The 17282-nt window shown below is 39.4% G+C and carries 16 protein-coding genes; 6 read left to right on the top strand and 10 right to left on the bottom strand.

Going from position 1 to position 17282, the window contains the following annotated elements:
• Positions 1–53: 53 nt before the first annotated feature.
• Together CHB66_RS10340 and CHB66_RS10335 are read left to right on the top strand one after the other, a co-directional pair.
• Entirely contained in the window at positions 54–1070 is a 1017-nt protein-coding gene (locus tag CHB66_RS10340) for a hypothetical protein (RefSeq protein WP_089240611.1), read from the top strand.
• 498 nt (positions 1071–1568) lie between these two features.
• A complete protein-coding gene (locus CHB66_RS10335) occupies positions 1569–3014 on the top strand; it encodes an Ig-like domain-containing protein (protein WP_141107390.1) in 1446 nt (481 codons plus the stop codon).
• 175 nt (positions 3015–3189) lie between these two features.
• Here the strand turns inward: CHB66_RS10335 and CHB66_RS10330 are convergent, their stop codons facing one another.
• The 3 genes from CHB66_RS10330 to CHB66_RS10320 all read right to left on the bottom strand — a co-directional run bounded on the left by CHB66_RS10330 (position 3190) and on the right by CHB66_RS10320 (position 6525).
• Positions 3190–4605: a S8 family serine peptidase gene (locus tag CHB66_RS10330; RefSeq protein WP_089240607.1), complete on the bottom strand. Its 1416-nt coding sequence runs from the start codon at positions 4603–4605 to the stop codon at positions 3190–3192.
• A 54-nt stretch (positions 4606–4659) separates the two neighbouring features.
• Positions 4660–4851 (bottom strand): hypothetical protein, encoded by a 192-nt coding sequence (locus CHB66_RS10325; protein ID WP_089240605.1) that lies wholly within the window; start codon positions 4849–4851, stop codon positions 4660–4662.
• 267 nt (positions 4852–5118) lie between these two features.
• Complete coding sequence (locus CHB66_RS10320) at positions 5119–6525, bottom strand: DUF4403 family protein (RefSeq protein WP_245812702.1); 1407 nt, start codon at positions 6523–6525, stop codon at positions 5119–5121.
• A 117-nt stretch (positions 6526–6642) separates the two neighbouring features.
• Between CHB66_RS10320 and ytxJ the strand changes: the two genes are divergently transcribed.
• Positions 6643–6978 carry a bacillithiol system redox-active protein YtxJ gene (ytxJ, locus tag CHB66_RS10315; RefSeq protein ID WP_089240603.1) on the top strand — a complete coding sequence of 112 codons (336 nt, stop codon included), beginning with the start codon at positions 6643–6645 and terminating at the stop codon, positions 6976–6978.
• 48 nt (positions 6979–7026) lie between these two features.
• On the opposite strand, the gene CHB66_RS10310 is transcribed toward ytxJ, so the two are convergent.
• Positions 7027–8367 (bottom strand): fasciclin domain-containing protein, encoded by a 1341-nt coding sequence (locus CHB66_RS10310; RefSeq protein ID WP_089240601.1) that lies wholly within the window; start codon positions 8365–8367, stop codon positions 7027–7029.
• Positions 8368–8517: 150 nt separating this feature from the next.
• A complete protein-coding gene (locus CHB66_RS10305) occupies positions 8518–9477 on the bottom strand; it encodes a fasciclin domain-containing protein (protein ID WP_089240599.1) in 960 nt (319 codons plus the stop codon).
• 316 nt (positions 9478–9793) lie between these two features.
• On the opposite strand from CHB66_RS10305, the gene gldB reads away from it, so the two are divergent.
• Complete coding sequence (gene gldB / locus CHB66_RS10300) at positions 9794–10804, top strand: gliding motility lipoprotein GldB (protein ID WP_089240598.1); 1011 nt, start codon at positions 9794–9796, stop codon at positions 10802–10804.
• Here the strand turns inward: gldB and CHB66_RS10295 are convergent.
• From CHB66_RS10295 to nth, 3 genes are all read right to left on the bottom strand, one after another.
• Entirely contained in the window at positions 10773–11993 is a 1221-nt protein-coding gene (locus tag CHB66_RS10295) for a glycosyltransferase family 4 protein (protein ID WP_089240596.1), read from the bottom strand. The two genes, gldB and CHB66_RS10295, sit on opposite strands and share 32 nt — an antisense overlap.
• A 67-nt stretch (positions 11994–12060) precedes the next feature.
• Positions 12061–13851 (bottom strand): asparagine synthase (glutamine-hydrolyzing), encoded by a 1791-nt coding sequence (asnB, locus tag CHB66_RS10290; RefSeq protein WP_089240594.1) that lies wholly within the window; start codon positions 13849–13851, stop codon positions 12061–12063.
• 3 nt (positions 13852–13854) lie between these two features.
• A complete protein-coding gene (gene nth / locus CHB66_RS10285) occupies positions 13855–14532 on the bottom strand; it encodes an endonuclease III (protein ID WP_089240592.1) in 678 nt (225 codons plus the stop codon).
• A 123-nt stretch (positions 14533–14655) separates the two neighbouring features.
• On the opposite strand from nth, the gene CHB66_RS10280 reads away from it, so the two are divergent.
• The gene (locus CHB66_RS10280; protein ID WP_245812701.1) at positions 14656–15534 is read left to right on the top strand and encodes an alpha/beta hydrolase; all 879 of its coding nucleotides are present in this window, start codon (positions 14656–14658) and stop codon (positions 15532–15534) included.
• Between the two features lie 49 nt (positions 15535–15583).
• On the opposite strand, the gene CHB66_RS10275 is transcribed toward CHB66_RS10280, so the two are convergent.
• A complete protein-coding gene (locus CHB66_RS10275; RefSeq protein ID WP_076498263.1) occupies positions 15584–15817 on the bottom strand; it encodes a hypothetical protein in 234 nt (77 codons plus the stop codon).
• A complete protein-coding gene (locus CHB66_RS10270) occupies positions 15792–16394 on the bottom strand; it encodes an RNA polymerase sigma factor (protein WP_089240590.1) in 603 nt (200 codons plus the stop codon). The genes CHB66_RS10275 and CHB66_RS10270 overlap by 26 nt, the downstream gene beginning before the upstream one ends.
• 476 nt (positions 16395–16870) lie before the next feature.
• Here CHB66_RS10270 and CHB66_RS10265 point away from each other — a divergent pair, with 476 nt between their 5' ends.
• Positions 16871–17233: a DUF3127 domain-containing protein gene (locus CHB66_RS10265; RefSeq protein WP_089240588.1), complete on the top strand. Its 363-nt coding sequence runs from the start codon at positions 16871–16873 to the stop codon at positions 17231–17233.
• Positions 17234–17282: the final 49 nt, after the last annotated feature.

The following is a 17282-nucleotide window of genomic DNA, read 5'->3' as shown; positions in this document are numbered from 1 at the left end:
TCTCGTTCTATATTTGTAATCTAATCGATAACTCCTTATATCAATTTAACATTATGAAAAACACATTTACAAACTATTTCAAAGCGACGCTTTGGAGCGTAGCGCTGGTCTTCGGAATGATGGCTTGTGCACAAATGGAAGATTTGGATCGTACATTGGATTCAGAAATTATGAGAAAGTCCAGCCCTATCAATACTGGAAACTTTCTAAATGCTAGAGTTGGAAGCTACACTAATGAAGGTGAAGCTGGTCCTTATGACATTTCTTTAAATGTAGAGAATAACAATGATGGAACATTTACTTGGACTTGGGATTTTGCCAATAGGGAAGGAGCTCAGGATATAAGCCACTGGAATATAATTCCAGCTGAATGTTTAGAACTTGGAGATATAGTAACTGCTGAGTTTAATATTGGTAATGGGTGGGTTTCTTTTGATCCAACTTTTGGAGAAGATTCCTCAGTTACCAATGGTCCTTCAGCCTCCTTAGATTGTGCTCAAGGTACTGATGTTCTTAAGTTTGATGCAGGAACGAGTAATGTATCGTACAGATTGGTTTTGAATAAAGCATTCTCTGTTGACATGACTGCCACTTCAGTTTTTAAAGGTGGTAATGATCCAGCTTGTGGTATCATAACTTACCCAGGAATCGGCTGTGATACAGTAATAGAAGAAGATACTTGTTACAAAGATGAGACTGCTTGGTCATTTGGTACTAGATTCAATGAAAGAGGAAACTGGGCAATGTACACAGCTTATGAATCAGGAAAAGAAGTAGCATTGATCGCAGGTCAGCACTATGAAATTGGTACGGTATCATTTGGTGCTGTAGTTGATGGAGAAGTAGAAATCACAATCTCTTTGAATGCTGATGGTGCTTTCCAAGATGTAGCATCTAATGTGAAAATTCAAGGTTATGATAAAGCTCCTTCAGGAAATCCGGCTCCAGGAAGGTTTGCTTTCCACGGTGATGCTTCTGGATCTACCTTTACTGCTACAGTTCCAGCAGCTAAATTCTACGGAGTTCACGTAGATGCTGCAAGGGTAGTAGAATGCCCTATTGAAGAATAAAAAGTATTAGATCCCTAACCTAATACTGAGAAAGCCACCCCGCGAGGGGTGGCTTATTTTTTTCCTATCGTGTCGTTGGTCTGTGATTTAAGCGGTGTCAAGTAAATTAGGAGTTTGCTTAACAATCCATTTAAAACCTCGCTTACGCTACTAAAGGAATTCTAAGAAAGTGATTTTTTCTAGCAATCACAAGCAAAAAGTGATTCACATACCAATCGCACAAAGATCAGTCCAATACTGCTAAAACATACTAAAACCCTGAAAATCTGAGGATTGATAAAAAAAAATCAAATAAATTTAACGGTTTGAAAATATTATTTTTTCTTAGAATAATCATTTAAATAATTTATCTAGTCAAAAAACTCTTAAAAAAATGATTTTGGTAATATCATAAAAAACCAATGAAAATTTTTTGAAAAACATTTTTTGCATAATTAAATACATTTATTTGTATATTTGAGGTAGGAGTTTGTTTAACAATTTAAAACATTTAAAACTATGAGATTAAACCCAACCGCAATGTGGTCCACGGGAGTGTTGGCCCTTGCAATTTTTATGTTCAGTTGTCAGGAGATGGAAACTCTTGATTCAAATTTACTTGATAGAGCTGAATTGGCTCTGAGCGATGGTGCTGGCGATCATATCAATGCCAGAATGATGATCCAAAATGTAGATCCAGTAGTCATTACTGGTGCAAACCCTGGAGGCAATGTAGAATGTAGCGAAGTTGCTGACTATTTTGAGCTTGATGGATTCAATTCCTCAAGTGAAAGAATAGCTACTGCTGGCGGTGCCTTTAATGGAACATTTCCAGCAGGTTTTACAGTAACACTTACTAGTGAAAAAACAATGGATTGGAGCTTTACCCCAGGTGAAGATGAATGTCTTTTTGACATTGCCGTCGTTGTCAAAGGTGGACCATCAGCAAATGTTTATTATTACAAAGATGGTCAAACAGCTGGAACTGGCCTTGTTGCTCCTGATGGTGCAGGAATTAGTAACGTTACTTTCTGCTATAATATTACCGAAGCGCCTGATGCTCCTGAAGTGATGGGTGATGAAGCTTGCTATGAAGAAGGTATTAAACTAACAGCCAAAGCAGTCAATGTTCCTGATGGTGTCACTGTCGTATGGTATGAATCAGCAGAAGGAGGAAGCCCTGTAGCTGATCCAAGCATCACCACTGTTGGTTCTAAAACTTATTATGCCGAGGCTGTCTCTGGAACATGTGTCAGCACAAGCAGATCTGCTGCCACTTTAGAAATCTGGGATTTACCAGCAGCACCGACCAATCCTAATAGTCAAGAGCGTTGTATTGAAACTTTCCCTTCTCTAACTGCCTCAGTTGAGGTTCCTGAAGGCGTTACAGTTATTTGGTATGATGAAGAAGGCAATGAGACTGATAATATCACAGTGACTACTGCAGGAACACATAAGTTTTATGCAGAACCTATCAGTGAAAATGGCTGCGTAGGTGAAAGAACAGAAGTAGTCCTAATATTGAAAGTTTGTGGTGACACTGATATCGAGGAAGATCCTTGCTATGCTGACGAGACCGCTTGGGCTTCCAGAGGTGCTGGTTTAGATCGCTACAATATGAGAGGTAATTGGGCTACATGGGTATACTTTGATGGCAATAAAACAGTTGATCTTTTTGCTGGACAAACACACCTGATTGGTACAGTTAGCTTTGCTGATAATGGAGACAATACAGTAACTATTACCATTGAAATGAATGGTGATGGTGCCTTCCAAGAGGTGGGTGATAATGTGAAAATCCAAGACTATGCTTCCAAGCCAGGAGGTAATCCTGCTCCAGGTGGATTTGCTCATAAAGGCACAGCCGAAGGAAGTTCATTTGAAATTACCGTTCCAAAGAACAATTACTATGGAGTTCACGTGGATGCGGCTCGCTTGATCGAGTGCCCTGTGGATGAAGATTAATTGATATAAGGATGATTTATAATAAAAAAGGGCTAGCGATATCGCTAACCCCTTTTTTATTTGATAAGAGTGTGAAAAATACGAGTTTGTTTACCTATTAAAAAATTCCCTAACCTATGTTACTTTTCAATCCACGTCTCTCGTGGATTTTTCATTTTTTTAATTGTACCAGATTTTAATTTGCTCGGTGTGCAATTGGATCTGGTGTGGAGTCTTTGTCGTTTTTGATAAATCCATCCCCTCTAATGTTACCCAATAACCTTAATCCTGCTACATGCGGTGCAGCCATAGAGGTGCCGTTCTTGCTTCCATATCCTCCTCTCAGTACTGTGGATCTGATCGATACACCTGGAGCAGCCCAGTCAATAGGAGGGTTGCCATAGTTGGACGAACTTGCCATTCTATCACTGCTGTCCATGGAAGAAACCGTTTGGAGAAATGGACCATTCGCTCTGGCAGGAGAATAGTTATTCGCATCATCCGCACTGTTACCTGCTGAGGTTACAAACCAAATCCCTTTGTTGGAAGCATTGATGACAGCATTGTCAAAAGTTGTACTCGCAGAAGCTCCGATGCTTAGGTTGGCTACGTCTCCAGGCTTACCTACAGATGCGACATAATCCACCCCTGCAATGGCCCAAGAAACTCTACCTCTGCCATCATCTCCCATGATTTTCACTGGAACTACTGGTGCGCCTGCTGCTACACCGACTACGCCAAAGCTGTTATCTATAGCGCCCACAATCCCAGCAACGTGTGTACCATGTGAGTGTAAGTCAGAAAGCGTTGTACTGATGTCATCTGGTACTATTTTTATTCCTAATGAAACAAATACATTCAAATCTGGATGATCTAATTCAATCCCAGTATCTAAAATAAAGGCTACATTGGTACCTGTATATCTTGTGAATCCACCAATACGTTTGATTCCCCATGGAACTTCCTGAGTGGAAGGTCCTGAAACTACAGGCTCTGGCTCAGGACTTGGCTCTGGTTCAGTAGGAGTAGGCTCTGGTTCTGTTGACTCAGGATTTTCCGGGGTAGGCTCAGTTGGTGTCGGTTCAGGATCAGAAGGAGCAGGTTCAGTGGTGTTATTTTTCTTTGGTCCACCACCATTATTTCCTCCGTTTCCGCCACCATTGCCACCACCACGGTTATTGACCGTTGAATCATTGGGTCTGGACAAGGTGATTACTTGATCTTGTTCTATATGCTTGATACGAGGGTCTTTTCTGAGCGCTTCAAACTCTTGGTCTGATAACTGAACCGAAAATCCATCCATCGCATGTCCATACACCATTCGAAGATTTTCAGGACTGATCTTGTTTCTAAAAAGGATCTCAGAAGATAGCTTTCTCATACCAGCTTGTACATCTTCATATTTGTCAGATTTTCTAAAGTTGACCGCAGAAGGATGAAGCTCTACGATATACTCACCGGGGATAAATTCTGAGCTGAAATCTTGGGTGATTAGCTCTTGGTTGAAGGGGGCTTCTTGATCTAGGGCTTCATAGCAAGAAACCAACATAGTTAGGGCCGCTACGATTCCTAACGTCAAACCCTTCGTAATTCTCTTTCTCAAAGTTTTCATAGCATTTGTGTGTTTTTATAGGTGTAATTTTTTCTAGACAGTTTTAAACTCTTTTTAATCAGGAATTTGCACTTCATTTTTGGCCATAAAAAAACCACCTCGAAAGGTGGTTTTTAGTAAAGACTTACCGGATTGTCTCTGGCTTTTGAGCCATACCTCTTGGGGTAATCCCCAGCCTGTATTTCCTCCTCGAGTAGGGAAGAAAAGCGAGCTTTTTGTTGTGCTATGGAACAAAGTCAGATTCATGATTAATTAATTTTCACTGTTTTCGACACTTCAAAACAAGCTGATTTTGAACACTTTAGCAAATCTGCCACAAAATAGAAATAAGACAATAAAAAAATGGAAATAGAAAATTTATAAACATTAATTGCTTATTAAACACTGTTTTAAACTTTAAATAGTCAGTTTAAATTATTAAAATTATCCATAAAAAATTTTGCAAAAAATGCACAAAGCAAAATATTTTACGCTAGTTGCAAAATTGATGATTTGAAATTTTCGGTATTTTCACTAAAAATTACGCAATCTAACATCCATTTTTCCCCTAGACCTGATATAGATCCTAATATCGGATTCGGTGCTGTAGATTCCTTCCACATCCAAGCTTGGCTGGATCAACCTGAAATCTGCCAATTCAGTATGAATATTTCCCTGACGCTGTAACTCAAAACGTGCTGCATCTAGATATTCGCCAATAGGATAGTAGGCCATTTTTTTGATTTGATTGAGCACTTGTCCTTGCTTCATCCAGGTAGCACTACGGGCTAAGAGATTCTTTGTATGGATATCAAATTCAATTTCCTCAAAGCGTATAGCCTCTGTCTCGGGATCGAACGTTGGTTTTCCTACCAAGTACATTTCCCCATCAATCTGTCTGCGATTTCTCCGGATGGCCAAAAAGTCCATCTTGAGTAGAATTCTATCTCCAAAGCTTTGAGACATCAAGTTGGATACTTCAATTAAGGTGTTTTTGTCCGTTCGGAATCTTTGACCAGATAAACTCTCATTAAGATATTCATCCAGCTTATCATAGCTAATAGCCAGAGGTATCATGATATCCAGCATATTTTCCTTGTTGTCATTCGCTTGTAGCCTAGGCAATGGCTTGGGTTGAATCTGTGGGACTTGACCCACTTGAGAGAACACCTCGCCTTCAATTCCGAGGTATAGCTTAATTTTTTGGTCATTGGTGACCTCTTCTGTTACTTTCAATCTACTGGGTTGCGTGTAAATATATGCTGCCACACCATCCTGAGCGATAGCCAACGGCTTCGCAAATGTCGTCCATGCTTCCTCGGCAATGCTTCGAAAATCAAACTGCGTCAAGCCTGAGTTTCCCAACTGCTCGTTTAGCATTTTTTGAAGTTGCTTGCGAATCATAGGATCTAGATCGATCTCGAAGCCTAGCAAATTGTACTTCATGGACCGACCGTAGTTTTCGATTTGAATATTTTGCAATGAAAAATTCCAGTCAGCTCCAATTTTTGGCAAAAAACTGATCTCAGGCATCAGGTTTTCATCAAAGGGAATAGCTGTGTTTAGATTTTGTCCAAAAATCCGCTTTTCAAATTTCAGATTTCCAGACATGCTCATAGGAAGGATAAGAGCAACTTTTTCCGAGTTTTTGGTTACTAATCTAGCCCGACCAGTTTTGTTGACATCAATATCTGTAAAAAACCCTCCTCCGAGATCCAATCCTCTTTCAGCAAAGAGCCTAGATGTAAGGGAGTTGTTCAGCATTTGTTCCAACTGTGAAAGCGGAATTTCTATAGGAATATTAATCTCAGATGTTGCTCTCGGTAATATGATGCGTTCACCTGAATAGGTGGGCTTGTTTGGATTGATACTTTTACAAGAAGAAAAGAGTATGATTAAAATAACAAGCCTGGCGAAGTTTTGCATAAGAGGATATTGCATTAAAATTTTGTGTTTTTTGGTCAAATAGCCTGCCAGCTATAATTTCTAATTTTAGTAAGGAACTAATTCAACGAAGAATTAATTGATCGAGGTATTAGATTAAGATAATTTAAGATTATGGATTGGTTAACACTGAATAATATCACGCAACTAGAAGAGATCAAAGAGAGCAGCAAAGAAAAACCTGTGCTGATTTTTAAGCATTCTACTAGATGCTCTATCAGTAGCATGGCTTATGATCGCTTGAGAAGAAACTGGAGGCATGAGGATACTCATAAAGTCACGCCCTACTATCTAGACTTGATCAGTTACAGAGATATTTCTAATGCTATTGCTTCGACTTTTGCCATAGATCATGAAAGCCCCCAAGTCATCTTGATCAAAGATGGGGTAGCCATCTATGACAATAGCCACATGGGAATCAGCTATGCAGATATTATGGCACAATTTTAACAAATACTTGCTGCTAGTCTCCTTATCAACCAATAACAAATATTATTATCATGGTTCAAGTACTTTTCCAATGCCATGAATGACGCCATTTTTACCATGGATATTGGATAAGTTGGAAAGCAAGGGCGCATCGTTGATTTCTTGATTGGTAAGATTCACGGAAAGCGTTTCTCCAGAAATTAATGTGGGAAGATTCGCACCCTCTCTCAAGTCTTGGCTAAAGGCTCTTAATGTGACGATGTGGTAGTTTAATATTGCAACTAGATCTTCAAGACTTAAATCATTGAGACTTGAAATACCTTTGCTTGCCATAAATTCTTCAAAAGCCTCATCAGTAGGAGCAAAAAGGGTAATGTTTTCTTCATAGCCCCTATTGAGCAGGTTGTCCAATCCAGCTCTTTCTACTGCCTGTGCCAAAATAGAAAACACGCCTCCTTCCTCTTCATTTTTCAAGTTGAGCTTCTCAAGTATACTTATTTGAGGTCTTTCGATGACATAGTCTATGACATGCACGATGCCATTGTCGGCCTGTAAATTCGTTGCAGTAACCCTAGCAGTCCCATTTACCCAAATGGCACCATTTGGAGCAATGCTGATGAATATGGGTTGTCCAGTGAGTGAAGGTAGACCTGCTGACTCAAATGCAGCTGCCGGAATCACCCCATCGATCGCGTGACCTCTCAGGATAGCTGGAAGTGAGTCAGCACTCAAAAATTCCGAAGCACTTAGACCTTGGTCATTCAAGTATCGAGTAAAAGCGGCATTAGTAGGTATGAAGGTCGTGTAGGGACCGGTATTGTTGAATAGTTCTGTCAAGTCTGCTGCATTGACCACGTTGAGAAAAGTGGTGAAATTATTGCGGTCGGCCACATCCAAAATAGTATTGGATGGAGGAAGCATCAATTGGTCAATGACATGAATCACGCCATTGAGTGCCTCTCGGTCTCTCTGGATTACTTGAATAGAATCATTGAGGATAATCCTACTGCTCGATTTTTCTATGGTGATTACTGCATTATCTAAAAAAGTGTCTACTTCACCTGTACGCAATAAGCTACTGATGTTTCTGCCTGGAATCACATGGTATGAAAGTATTGCAGCTAAACTTTCCTGCGGAATAGCGGCCAAACTACTAATTCCTAAACTTTGTAAGGCTGAGGTAAAGGCCTCATCACTGGGAGCAAATACGGTAAATGGTCCTTGATCCGACAAAGCTTCTCTCAGTCCAGCCCTATTGACTGCCTCTACAAACAAGCTCAAGCCTTCGCGATCCGCCGTTTCCACAAGCAGTAATTCTTGCTGTGGAGGAAGGTCATAATTGTTGCATGCAAAAAGTCCAGATAAAGCAAAGAGAATGAAAATTGACAAGTATTTAATCTTTGATTGCATGTTTTTAAAATTGAATGCTTGCTGTTGTTGTTAAAAACGACGGGAAGATACAAAGTATGGAGATGGAATGAAAAAAATTATTAAAATGCAAAAAAGGGATGCCCACAGACACCCCTTTTCCAACATTTATGAACTTAGGAAAAAATTTCCTTATTCTGGTAACAATACACTATCAATCACGTGAATCACACCGTTTGTAGCATGAACATTCAACAATGAAGGAACTAATGCAGATTCATTGATTCTCAAATTAGCCAAATCCACTGTCAAGTTTTGTCCTTCTAATAGCGTAGGCAAAGATGCACCCTCTCTCAAATCTTGAGAGAATTCTCTCGAAGGGACTACGTGATATAAAAGGACATTGGTGAGTAACTCCAGCTCAATTTCATCAACTCCATTCACTTCTAAAGCTTCATAAAGTGCTTCAAATGCTGCATCGGTTGGAGCAAAGACAGTCAAATTATCATCAAACCCACCAATAAATGCTTCTACCAAATCTGCTCTCACCAAAGCTGCTACCAATTGTGTAAACTCTGGCTCATCTCCCTCAGCAAAACCAGTAGCAATTTCTGCGATGTTTTGTGTCGGAGGCGTAATGACATAATCTAGCACGTGGATAATTCCATTTGAGGCTTGAATATCAGTATTGATGATTTGAGCAGATCCATTTATCCAAAGTGTACCATTAGGACTTTCGCTTACAAAAAATGGAAAATCAGCTACCGTATTCACTCTTCCAGGAGAGACTTCTGAAGAACTTACGGATGAACCTACAACATGATAGGTCAGGATCAATTCAAGATTAGGATCGCCAAGAAGTTGTTCTGCAGAAAGACCATTGTCAGACAAAAACTCAACAAATGCGTCATTGGTAGGTGCGAATACTGTAAATGGACCATCGCTTGATAAAGTTGCTACTAAGCCTGCCTGATCTACCGCTGCTACAAGAGTTGAAAATTGTGTGTTATCACTGGCAACGTCCACAATGGTATTGCTTTCTACAATTGGTGGTTGATCATCATCATCACTACATGCCACCAAACCAATGCCAAGCGCAAGCGCTAATGCGGTGGTTTTGAAATCCCAATTTAATCTACTGTGCTTTTTCATAATTTTTGTTGGTTTAGTTAAAATAAAAGTACACAGATTCAAACCTTTGAATGGCAATTAATGTTACGGAATCTATTTAATTAATTGTTAAAATGTATTTAAACGAATAAAAAACGTACATAAAAAAACAAAATGTGTAAACTAATATTATTCCAGTTTATGAAAAAAATGATGGTTGTTGTTTTTTTACAGTACAATTTTTGTTAAAATAATTATATATCATCCATATAAAAACTTTATTATCGCTCAGAAATTTCAACTTTATACCAAAGATTAAAAATAGTTTCTAGTAGATTTGGACTCAAATCATTTGTACATGAAGATTCTATTTAATTATCGACAAGGATTTTTACTACTGGCTCTGACTTTGACTTTGGCTTGCAAAAGTCAAGAAGAGGAATGTCAATTGGACGAGAAGATTTTAGCTGTGCCTATCGATTTTAATATAGAAAGACTGGAAGACAGATTTTACACAGCCAGTGCTATTGAGGAGATCAATTACCTTTTAGAAGAATATCCCGATTTTACCGATAAATACCTACAAGTAGAATTGTATGATTCCAAAGCTGAATTAGCAGAAGCTTTGTTGGAAATCAATCAGGACTCCTTGATGCAGGAGCTTTTTCAAGAAGTAAAGCAAGAATTTTCTGATTTCCAAGCTATAGAGCGACAGTTACGTGATGCTTTCGCCTACATCAAGTATTATTTTCCTGAATTTAAAGTACCCAAAGTTTACACTTACCTTTCTGGATTCGGAAATGATCTCTTGATTACAGAAGATTTGATTGTAATAGGCTTGGACTATTATCTACCTAAAACCCATCGTTTTCAGCCACCTGAACTGCCTCAATACATGGCAGATCGCTACGAAAGGGATTTTATCGTGCCCATGATCGTGACAGCCATCTCTTCTCGATACAATCAGGTAGATCTTTCACAGAATACGCTTTTGGCAGAGATGATTTTCTATGGAAAAGCTTATCATTTTACAAAAGTAGTGTTGCCTTGTATCTCCGATGAGTATATCATTGGCTATACTACAGAAGAAATAGCAGCAAGTTATGCGAATGAAGCTTTGATTTGGTCACATTTTATAGAGAACGACCTATTGTTTGTCACAAATCCCTTTGAGATCCGGAAATATACTGGAGAAGCCCCTTCTACAGATGAAATCAGCCCCGATGCCCCAGGTAGACTTGGAAGATGGTTGGGTTGGAATATTGTGGATGACTATAGGTTCAATAATGAACTCGAACTCGATCAACTAATGGCCGAAAAGGATGCAGAGAAGATTTTCAGGCGCTCAGGATATAAACCTCGTCAGTAATTTCATTCCCGAATTGATTGGCATCAATAGCAGACAGTAATCTTTTGATGGCCATTTCTTTAGTAAAGTGCTCTTCTGCTAGTTTTCTTGCATGTCGTTGATACACTGCCAGCTTATTTTCTGCTAGCATTTGATCAATCTTGGCCAATGTTTTCTCTGGAGACTTGCTATGATGATAGATGCCAAGTTGGTATTTTTTAGTCAAATCATATACCCAACCTTTGTGATTGACTAAAATAGCCTTGCCAGCAGCAAGTGCATCAAAGAACTTATTTGGAGAGTTGGTCTTCAATACAGGCAAATGTTCAAAAGAAATGAATGCCATGTCTGAGATGTCCAAGAGCATTTTGACCTTTTGCTTATTGCCGAAGTCAAAGAACCTGAAGTTTTTTAATCCTAATTCTGCGGCTTTCTCTAATAAAGCTTGTTGATGGCTTCCTTTGCCCACAACCAAAAACTGATAAGGCTTTCCTTGTTCAAGCGCTGCTTTAGCAAGGTCAAGGAGCTCGCCAACTGCATTGACTTGTCCGATGGCACCCGCATATAGGATCGTCAAACTATCCTCTAGCCCTAGTTGCTCTAAGAGTAAGGAATTTTTGTCCATCGATGGATGAAAAAACTCCGTATCAGAAAAGTTGGAGACAATGGCTACCGGAGAATTTGTCCGAGTCCGTACTGCATTTGCTATCCCCGGGGAAAGGGCAATGCACTTTAGTGCGTGCTTATAGATTCTTTTTTCTAATTGATGAAGCAACTTTTTGAAAACTGGATTGCGAATTGCACCAACTTGAATAGGTGCATCAGGCCATAAATCTCGGATCTCAAAGAAATAAGGAATAGCAAATTTTCGCTTTGCCCAAAGTCCTAATAATCCGGTGGTGAGCGGCGTGGAACTCACATACAAATAATCTGGTCTTGGAAGTTTTTTGATCAATTTTTTGGCTTGTGCTACAAATTTCAGAAATGACAAAGATCTCTTTACAAACCCCCATTCTTGCTTGTAACTGACGGGCAAGTAATGCACCCTAATGCCGTCAATGATCCTGAGGTCGTAATAGTCCTTATTGTGGGCAGTGATCATATCTACAGCTATTCCAGCAGCAACCATGCCTTTTGCAAGGTGGTAGGAGCGAACCGCCCCACCTTCTTCAGGTGTTAGAAAGTATTGATGAATGTAGATGATTTTCATCTTTGCAAATCGATTTATCTTCAAATATAGGCTTTGAACAAATCTGATTGATTAGACCAAAAGGAGATCAAGCATGTACTCTGAGCCAAGACGCCAAGATAAACATATTCCAGATCAATAGAAATTGATCTTTTGAGGCTTTTTCTGGACTCTTACAAAGCGATTGCATTTCTAAGGGAAAATATTGCCCCCATTTATCGTACATGGCTTTGATTTCGGGGTATATCCAGTTTTGAAAAGTTTTATCCTTAGCAATCCATTCTTCCAAAGGAAGCCCAAACCCAAGTTTCTTGCGCTTGGCGATCATTTGCATTCCCCTAGATGTAAGTGCTGATTTGATAGGTAGCTTTCCGCAGATGTTTAAGTGTTCTGAATCCGAAAAACTCGTAATCCAAGCGATCAAGTCAAAGTCCAAATAGGGAGCTCTACCTTCTATGCCATGAGCCATGCAGGCATTGTCATGAACTTTGAGGATATCATTGATCAAATAATAATTCCTATCAAAATTAAGTGCTGCACTATAAGTATTTGACCCATCAGGGTACCAACTCAAGAATTGCTTTACAATATCTTCTGGAATTGGGCTCAAGGAAGCAAAATTCAAAAATGTATGTTTGGGATCTTCTTTGATACTAGCCAAAAATTTACGGACTCTTCTAGGTAGTGGTAGCCATAGGATATAAGATTTGAGCTTCAGCAGCTGGTCTTTGTTGCGCAAATAGAATTTATAAGCGCTATGTCGCTGATAGCCTCCCAAAAGCTCGTCAGCACCTGCTCCTGAGATCAATACTTGCACATCAGACTTCGCTTCTTTACCAATCATCCAAGTCAGTAAACTTGCACTATCTCCCACGGGTTGGTCCAAAGACTCGATGTATTCCTGCCAGTTTGCTTTAACCTTTTCCAGATTGATATGAACTTCATGATGAAAACCTTCATGCTGACTGGTCAACTTTCTGGCATAAATGGGATCTTGATATTTTTTTTGAAATGTCTTTTCAAAAGTAGCTGTAAAGGTTGGCATAGGCTGTCCAGTTTCTTCTAGCCACAACTGATACAAAAGGCTGCTGTCTGCTCCACCACTCAAAATCACGCCCACATTGCGCTCGGTATGAAAGTTTTTTAGGACGGCATCCTTGAGTTTAGATTCGAAAAGTTGCTGGGAAAAAGATTCCTTATTTATAGCTTCATGTTTCCATGAAAACTTCTCTTTGTAGTTTCCTTTTAAATCCAACTTTAACCCCTCTCCAGGAAGGAACTGCCGAATGTCTTTATAAAAACTTTGATCTGGAAAACTATGCCTTGAGTAAAAGTAAGGCAGAAACTGATTTCCATCCACATTTGGTCCTATATCCAAACCGGCTTTTACGCCTCTAGCTTCCGATGAAAAAACCCATAGACTATCTTTTTGATAGTAAAAAAGTGGCTTCTCTCCAGATGGATCTCTTGCTATGATAATTTCCTCCAAGTCTAGATTCACAAAAACAAAAGAATACATTCCTTTGAGCGATTGAATGCCCGTTTTTCCATGTGCCTTGAGCCAATTAAGAAAAACCTCAGAGTCTGAGCTTGTCTTAAAAGTAAAGCCCAGATCCAAAAGTTGGTTTCTTAAATCTTGGTAATTGTAAAGGGCTCCATTCCAGACTAGCACACACCGTCTTTTTTCATCCCAAATGGGCTGATTGGAGGCGTCGCTCAGGTCCAAAATTTTCAGTCGGTTCCCTGCCACCCATACTTTATCACTTACTCGATTGTATTCAGAATGATCTGGACCCCGATGAAGGTTGGCCGACATCATACGACGGATTTTTTGTTCCGCCTTTGGGCTGTTGTCAATCAGAAGGGATATGCCGCACATAAATTAGGCCTTATTGGATTTTTCTATGACAGCCTTTACCTTGTTCGCCTTTTCGTAGTACCTGCAAAAATGTGTGATGTTGCATAATTCACATTTAGGTTTTCTGGCTAAACAAATGTATCGTCCATGTAGAATTAGCCAGTGATGCGCTTTGTGTATGTACCGATCAGGAATATTTTTGACCAATTGTTTTTCAACTTCTAGAGGCGTTTTGGCATTTTGCGGAACTAAGCCAAGACGTTTGGAAACCCTGAAAACGTGCGTATCCACTGCCATATTAGGCTGATTCCAAACGACGGAAGTGATTACATTAGCCGTTTTTCTTCCTACCCCCGGAAGTTTGATCAAATCCTCGACTGTAGAAGGAACCTCACTACCGAAGTCCTCCACCAACATTTTCCCTAGACCAAGCAAGTGTTTCGTCTTATTATTGGGATAGGAGATGCTCCTGATAAAAGGGAATAGCTCATCAAAATTAGAAGTTGCCAAATGTTCGGGACTTGGAAAATGTTCAAAAAGCTTTTTAGTAACTATATTGACCCGCTTGTCAGTACACTGTGCACTGAGTACCACAGCTACCAATAACTGAAATGGATTGTCATATTCCAATTCAGTTTCAGCAATTGGCATATTAGTTTCAAAATGATCAATAAAGGTTTTATATCTTTCTTTTTTTAACATTATTTGGCTGTTTAGATTGATAAAAATAATATCTTAATGCTGAATTCTCTTGCTGACATAGATTTATTTACAACATCAGCCAATGTGAATCGTTTTTGGAATAGCAAAAAAGTTTAGATCATTATGTTGAAAAGAATTGACAGGAAAGGGGCTATAGTAAGTTGTGTATTGAACATTTTTATTGTTTTTTCATGTGCTGAGCCAGAGGAAGCGCCACTCAATCTTGACCCTTCAGTAGCAGTAGAAATTATTGATGATGATTACGGCAATCATCCTAGGCAGGTCATGGATGTATACCTTCCTGCAAACCGCTCTAGCAATAGCACCAAATTATTTGTTTGGATTCATGGCGGTGCTTGGACAGATGGGGACAAATCAGAATTCAGCAGATTCAAACCTTGGCTTGAAGCTGAGTTGGAGGATTATGCCTTTGTTTCTTTGAATTACCGCCTCTATAACATCACCACGGGCAGCAATCGCTTTCCCAATCAAGAAGAAGATGTCCAAGCCGCCATCACTTATATCAAATCTAGACTAAGCGCCTGGGATGTCTCCGATGATATAGTTTTAGCTGGTGGTAGTGCAGGTGGACATTTGGCACTACTACATGCTTATAAAAACAACCCAAATCGTACCATCAAAGCGGCAGTTGCTTTCTTTCCTCCAACAGATTTTCCTACTTTTCATGGATTCAATTTCATTACCACGGCTCTAATTGAAGCTCTGATCGGCGGAAGCCCTAGTTCTAACCCGCAAGGTTATGCCGCATCAAGTCCAACAACCCATGTAAGAAGTAGCAGTGTCCCGACTGCCTTTTTTCATGGCACGGCTGACAATGTAGTTCCTATTCAGCAGAGCTATTTGTTAGAAGAAAAGCTCACTGCCAACAATGTCCCTTTTACCAAAAGGTATGTGCAAGGTGCACAACATGGATTTTCAGAGTCTATATACAGAGAGATGATTGCACAGACAGCGGAGTTTTTGAAGGTACAAGTGCCATAAAAAAGCAAAGGCCTGAGAATAGTCTCAGGCCCACCTTGTTTTGAAATTTTCATACTCTTTCGAGTCCCGTAGATTTGGCTTTTTTAAAAATGGCCTTTACTACTTTTTCCGAAGGCTGGAGTGTGATTTGATCTAACTTCTCTATTGTGCTCAGCATTTCCAAATATTCTTGCATCAAAGACTCGTCTAGGTGCAAGGCCTGCATTAGAAGCTCACTCTCCCCTTCGTTCATTTCTTGGTAGATATATCTGACCAAGTCATTTGGGGTAAATTGTTTTATCATAGGCTATGTTTACTAATTTCATTTTTTTTCTCAAATTGATCAAGGCATATCTCATCCGCCCGAGGGCTGTATTGATACTTACTCCTGTCTGTTCTGCAATTTCCTGAAAACTCAAGTCCATGTAGTGTCTCATGATCAAAACTTGCTTTTGAGTTTCTGGAAGCTCGTCTATCAGTTTTCGAACCATCTCAATGGTGTCCTCCTTGACCTTAAGGTCTTCCACATTGTTTTCAGCAAACCTCAAGGTATTAAATATACTTTCTCCATCCTCCATGACGATGGTAGGATAGCGTTTACTTTTTCTGAAATGATCAATAGCAAGATTATGCGCTATACGCATCAACCATGGCTGAAATTTCCCCTCTTCGTTGTAGCGGTCGGAATTCAATGTTTGGACTACTTTCACAAATACGTCCTGCAACAAATCCTCCGCAACTCCTTGATCTTTGACAATCAGATATATGGTGGTGAAAACTCTTGATTGATATTTTTCTACCAACATTTCAAATGCAGCTTCACTTCCAGCCCTGTATTGTGCTATTAGCTCGCTGTCTTTAGGACCAATCCTTTTACTCATACTGATTTGACTTTTGAATAACGTAGAGGTTTATGCCATAGTATATGTTTATGTTGAAAGAAAAATACGAACGAAATCAAATGTATAGATTCAATAACAATCATGCAATAGATAAAAGAATTTTTTTATAACAATTTGTCTTGGTAAAAGTCTATATCACTATCAATAATTACAGTTGAGGCTTCCAAAAGTGAAATAAAATTTGCAATAGTCCATTTATTTTTTTCTACTTTAAAACCGATTCTTTTTTTAAGTTAGTAAAATCAGGGAGGCCTACTTTTTTACTATTGACCATATGAAATAGTAGAATACTATAATTTCCACTACACCATGCTTCATAATGCTAAAATCCAATATGCATACTGGTCTCACTGCGGATAATCATAAAATCAAAATTACAGAAAGAGATTCCAATGGGGATTTTGCATTGATTTTATTACCTTCGTTTTTCGACAGCAATCAAATAAAATAGCAATATGGAAATCAGTGGAAAAATTGTTCAGGTAATGGCTGAGCAAAATGGGAACGGAAGAAATGGAACATGGAGGAAGCGGGATTATATCCTTGAGACAGGAGGAAATTACCCCAAGAAAGTAGCCTTAACCGTATGGGGAGACAAAATTGATCAATTCAATATGAATGTAGGAGACGAGGTGATTGCTGGAATCGAAATCGAGAGTAGGGAATTTAACGGTAAGTGGTATACGGATGTCAAAGCTTGGAAAGTAGATAAGCAAGGAGCTCCTGCCGCTCCTGCTCAATCAAGTGCCACCGCTGCTGCAATGCCAGATGTGACCTCATTCTCAAGTGAAGATGGTGAGGATGTATTACCTTTCTAAAAGATACTTTGGACCCTGGGCTTGATTGGCTCAGGGTTATTTGCTATAC

Origin of the sequence: Belliella buryatensis, from assembly GCF_900188245.1 — a bacterium.
In the GTDB taxonomy this organism is placed as follows: domain Bacteria; phylum Bacteroidota; class Bacteroidia; order Cytophagales; family Cyclobacteriaceae; genus Belliella; species Belliella buryatensis.
Note: the sequence above shows the minus strand (reverse complement) of the source record. Positions and strands in the feature narration are given on the sequence as shown.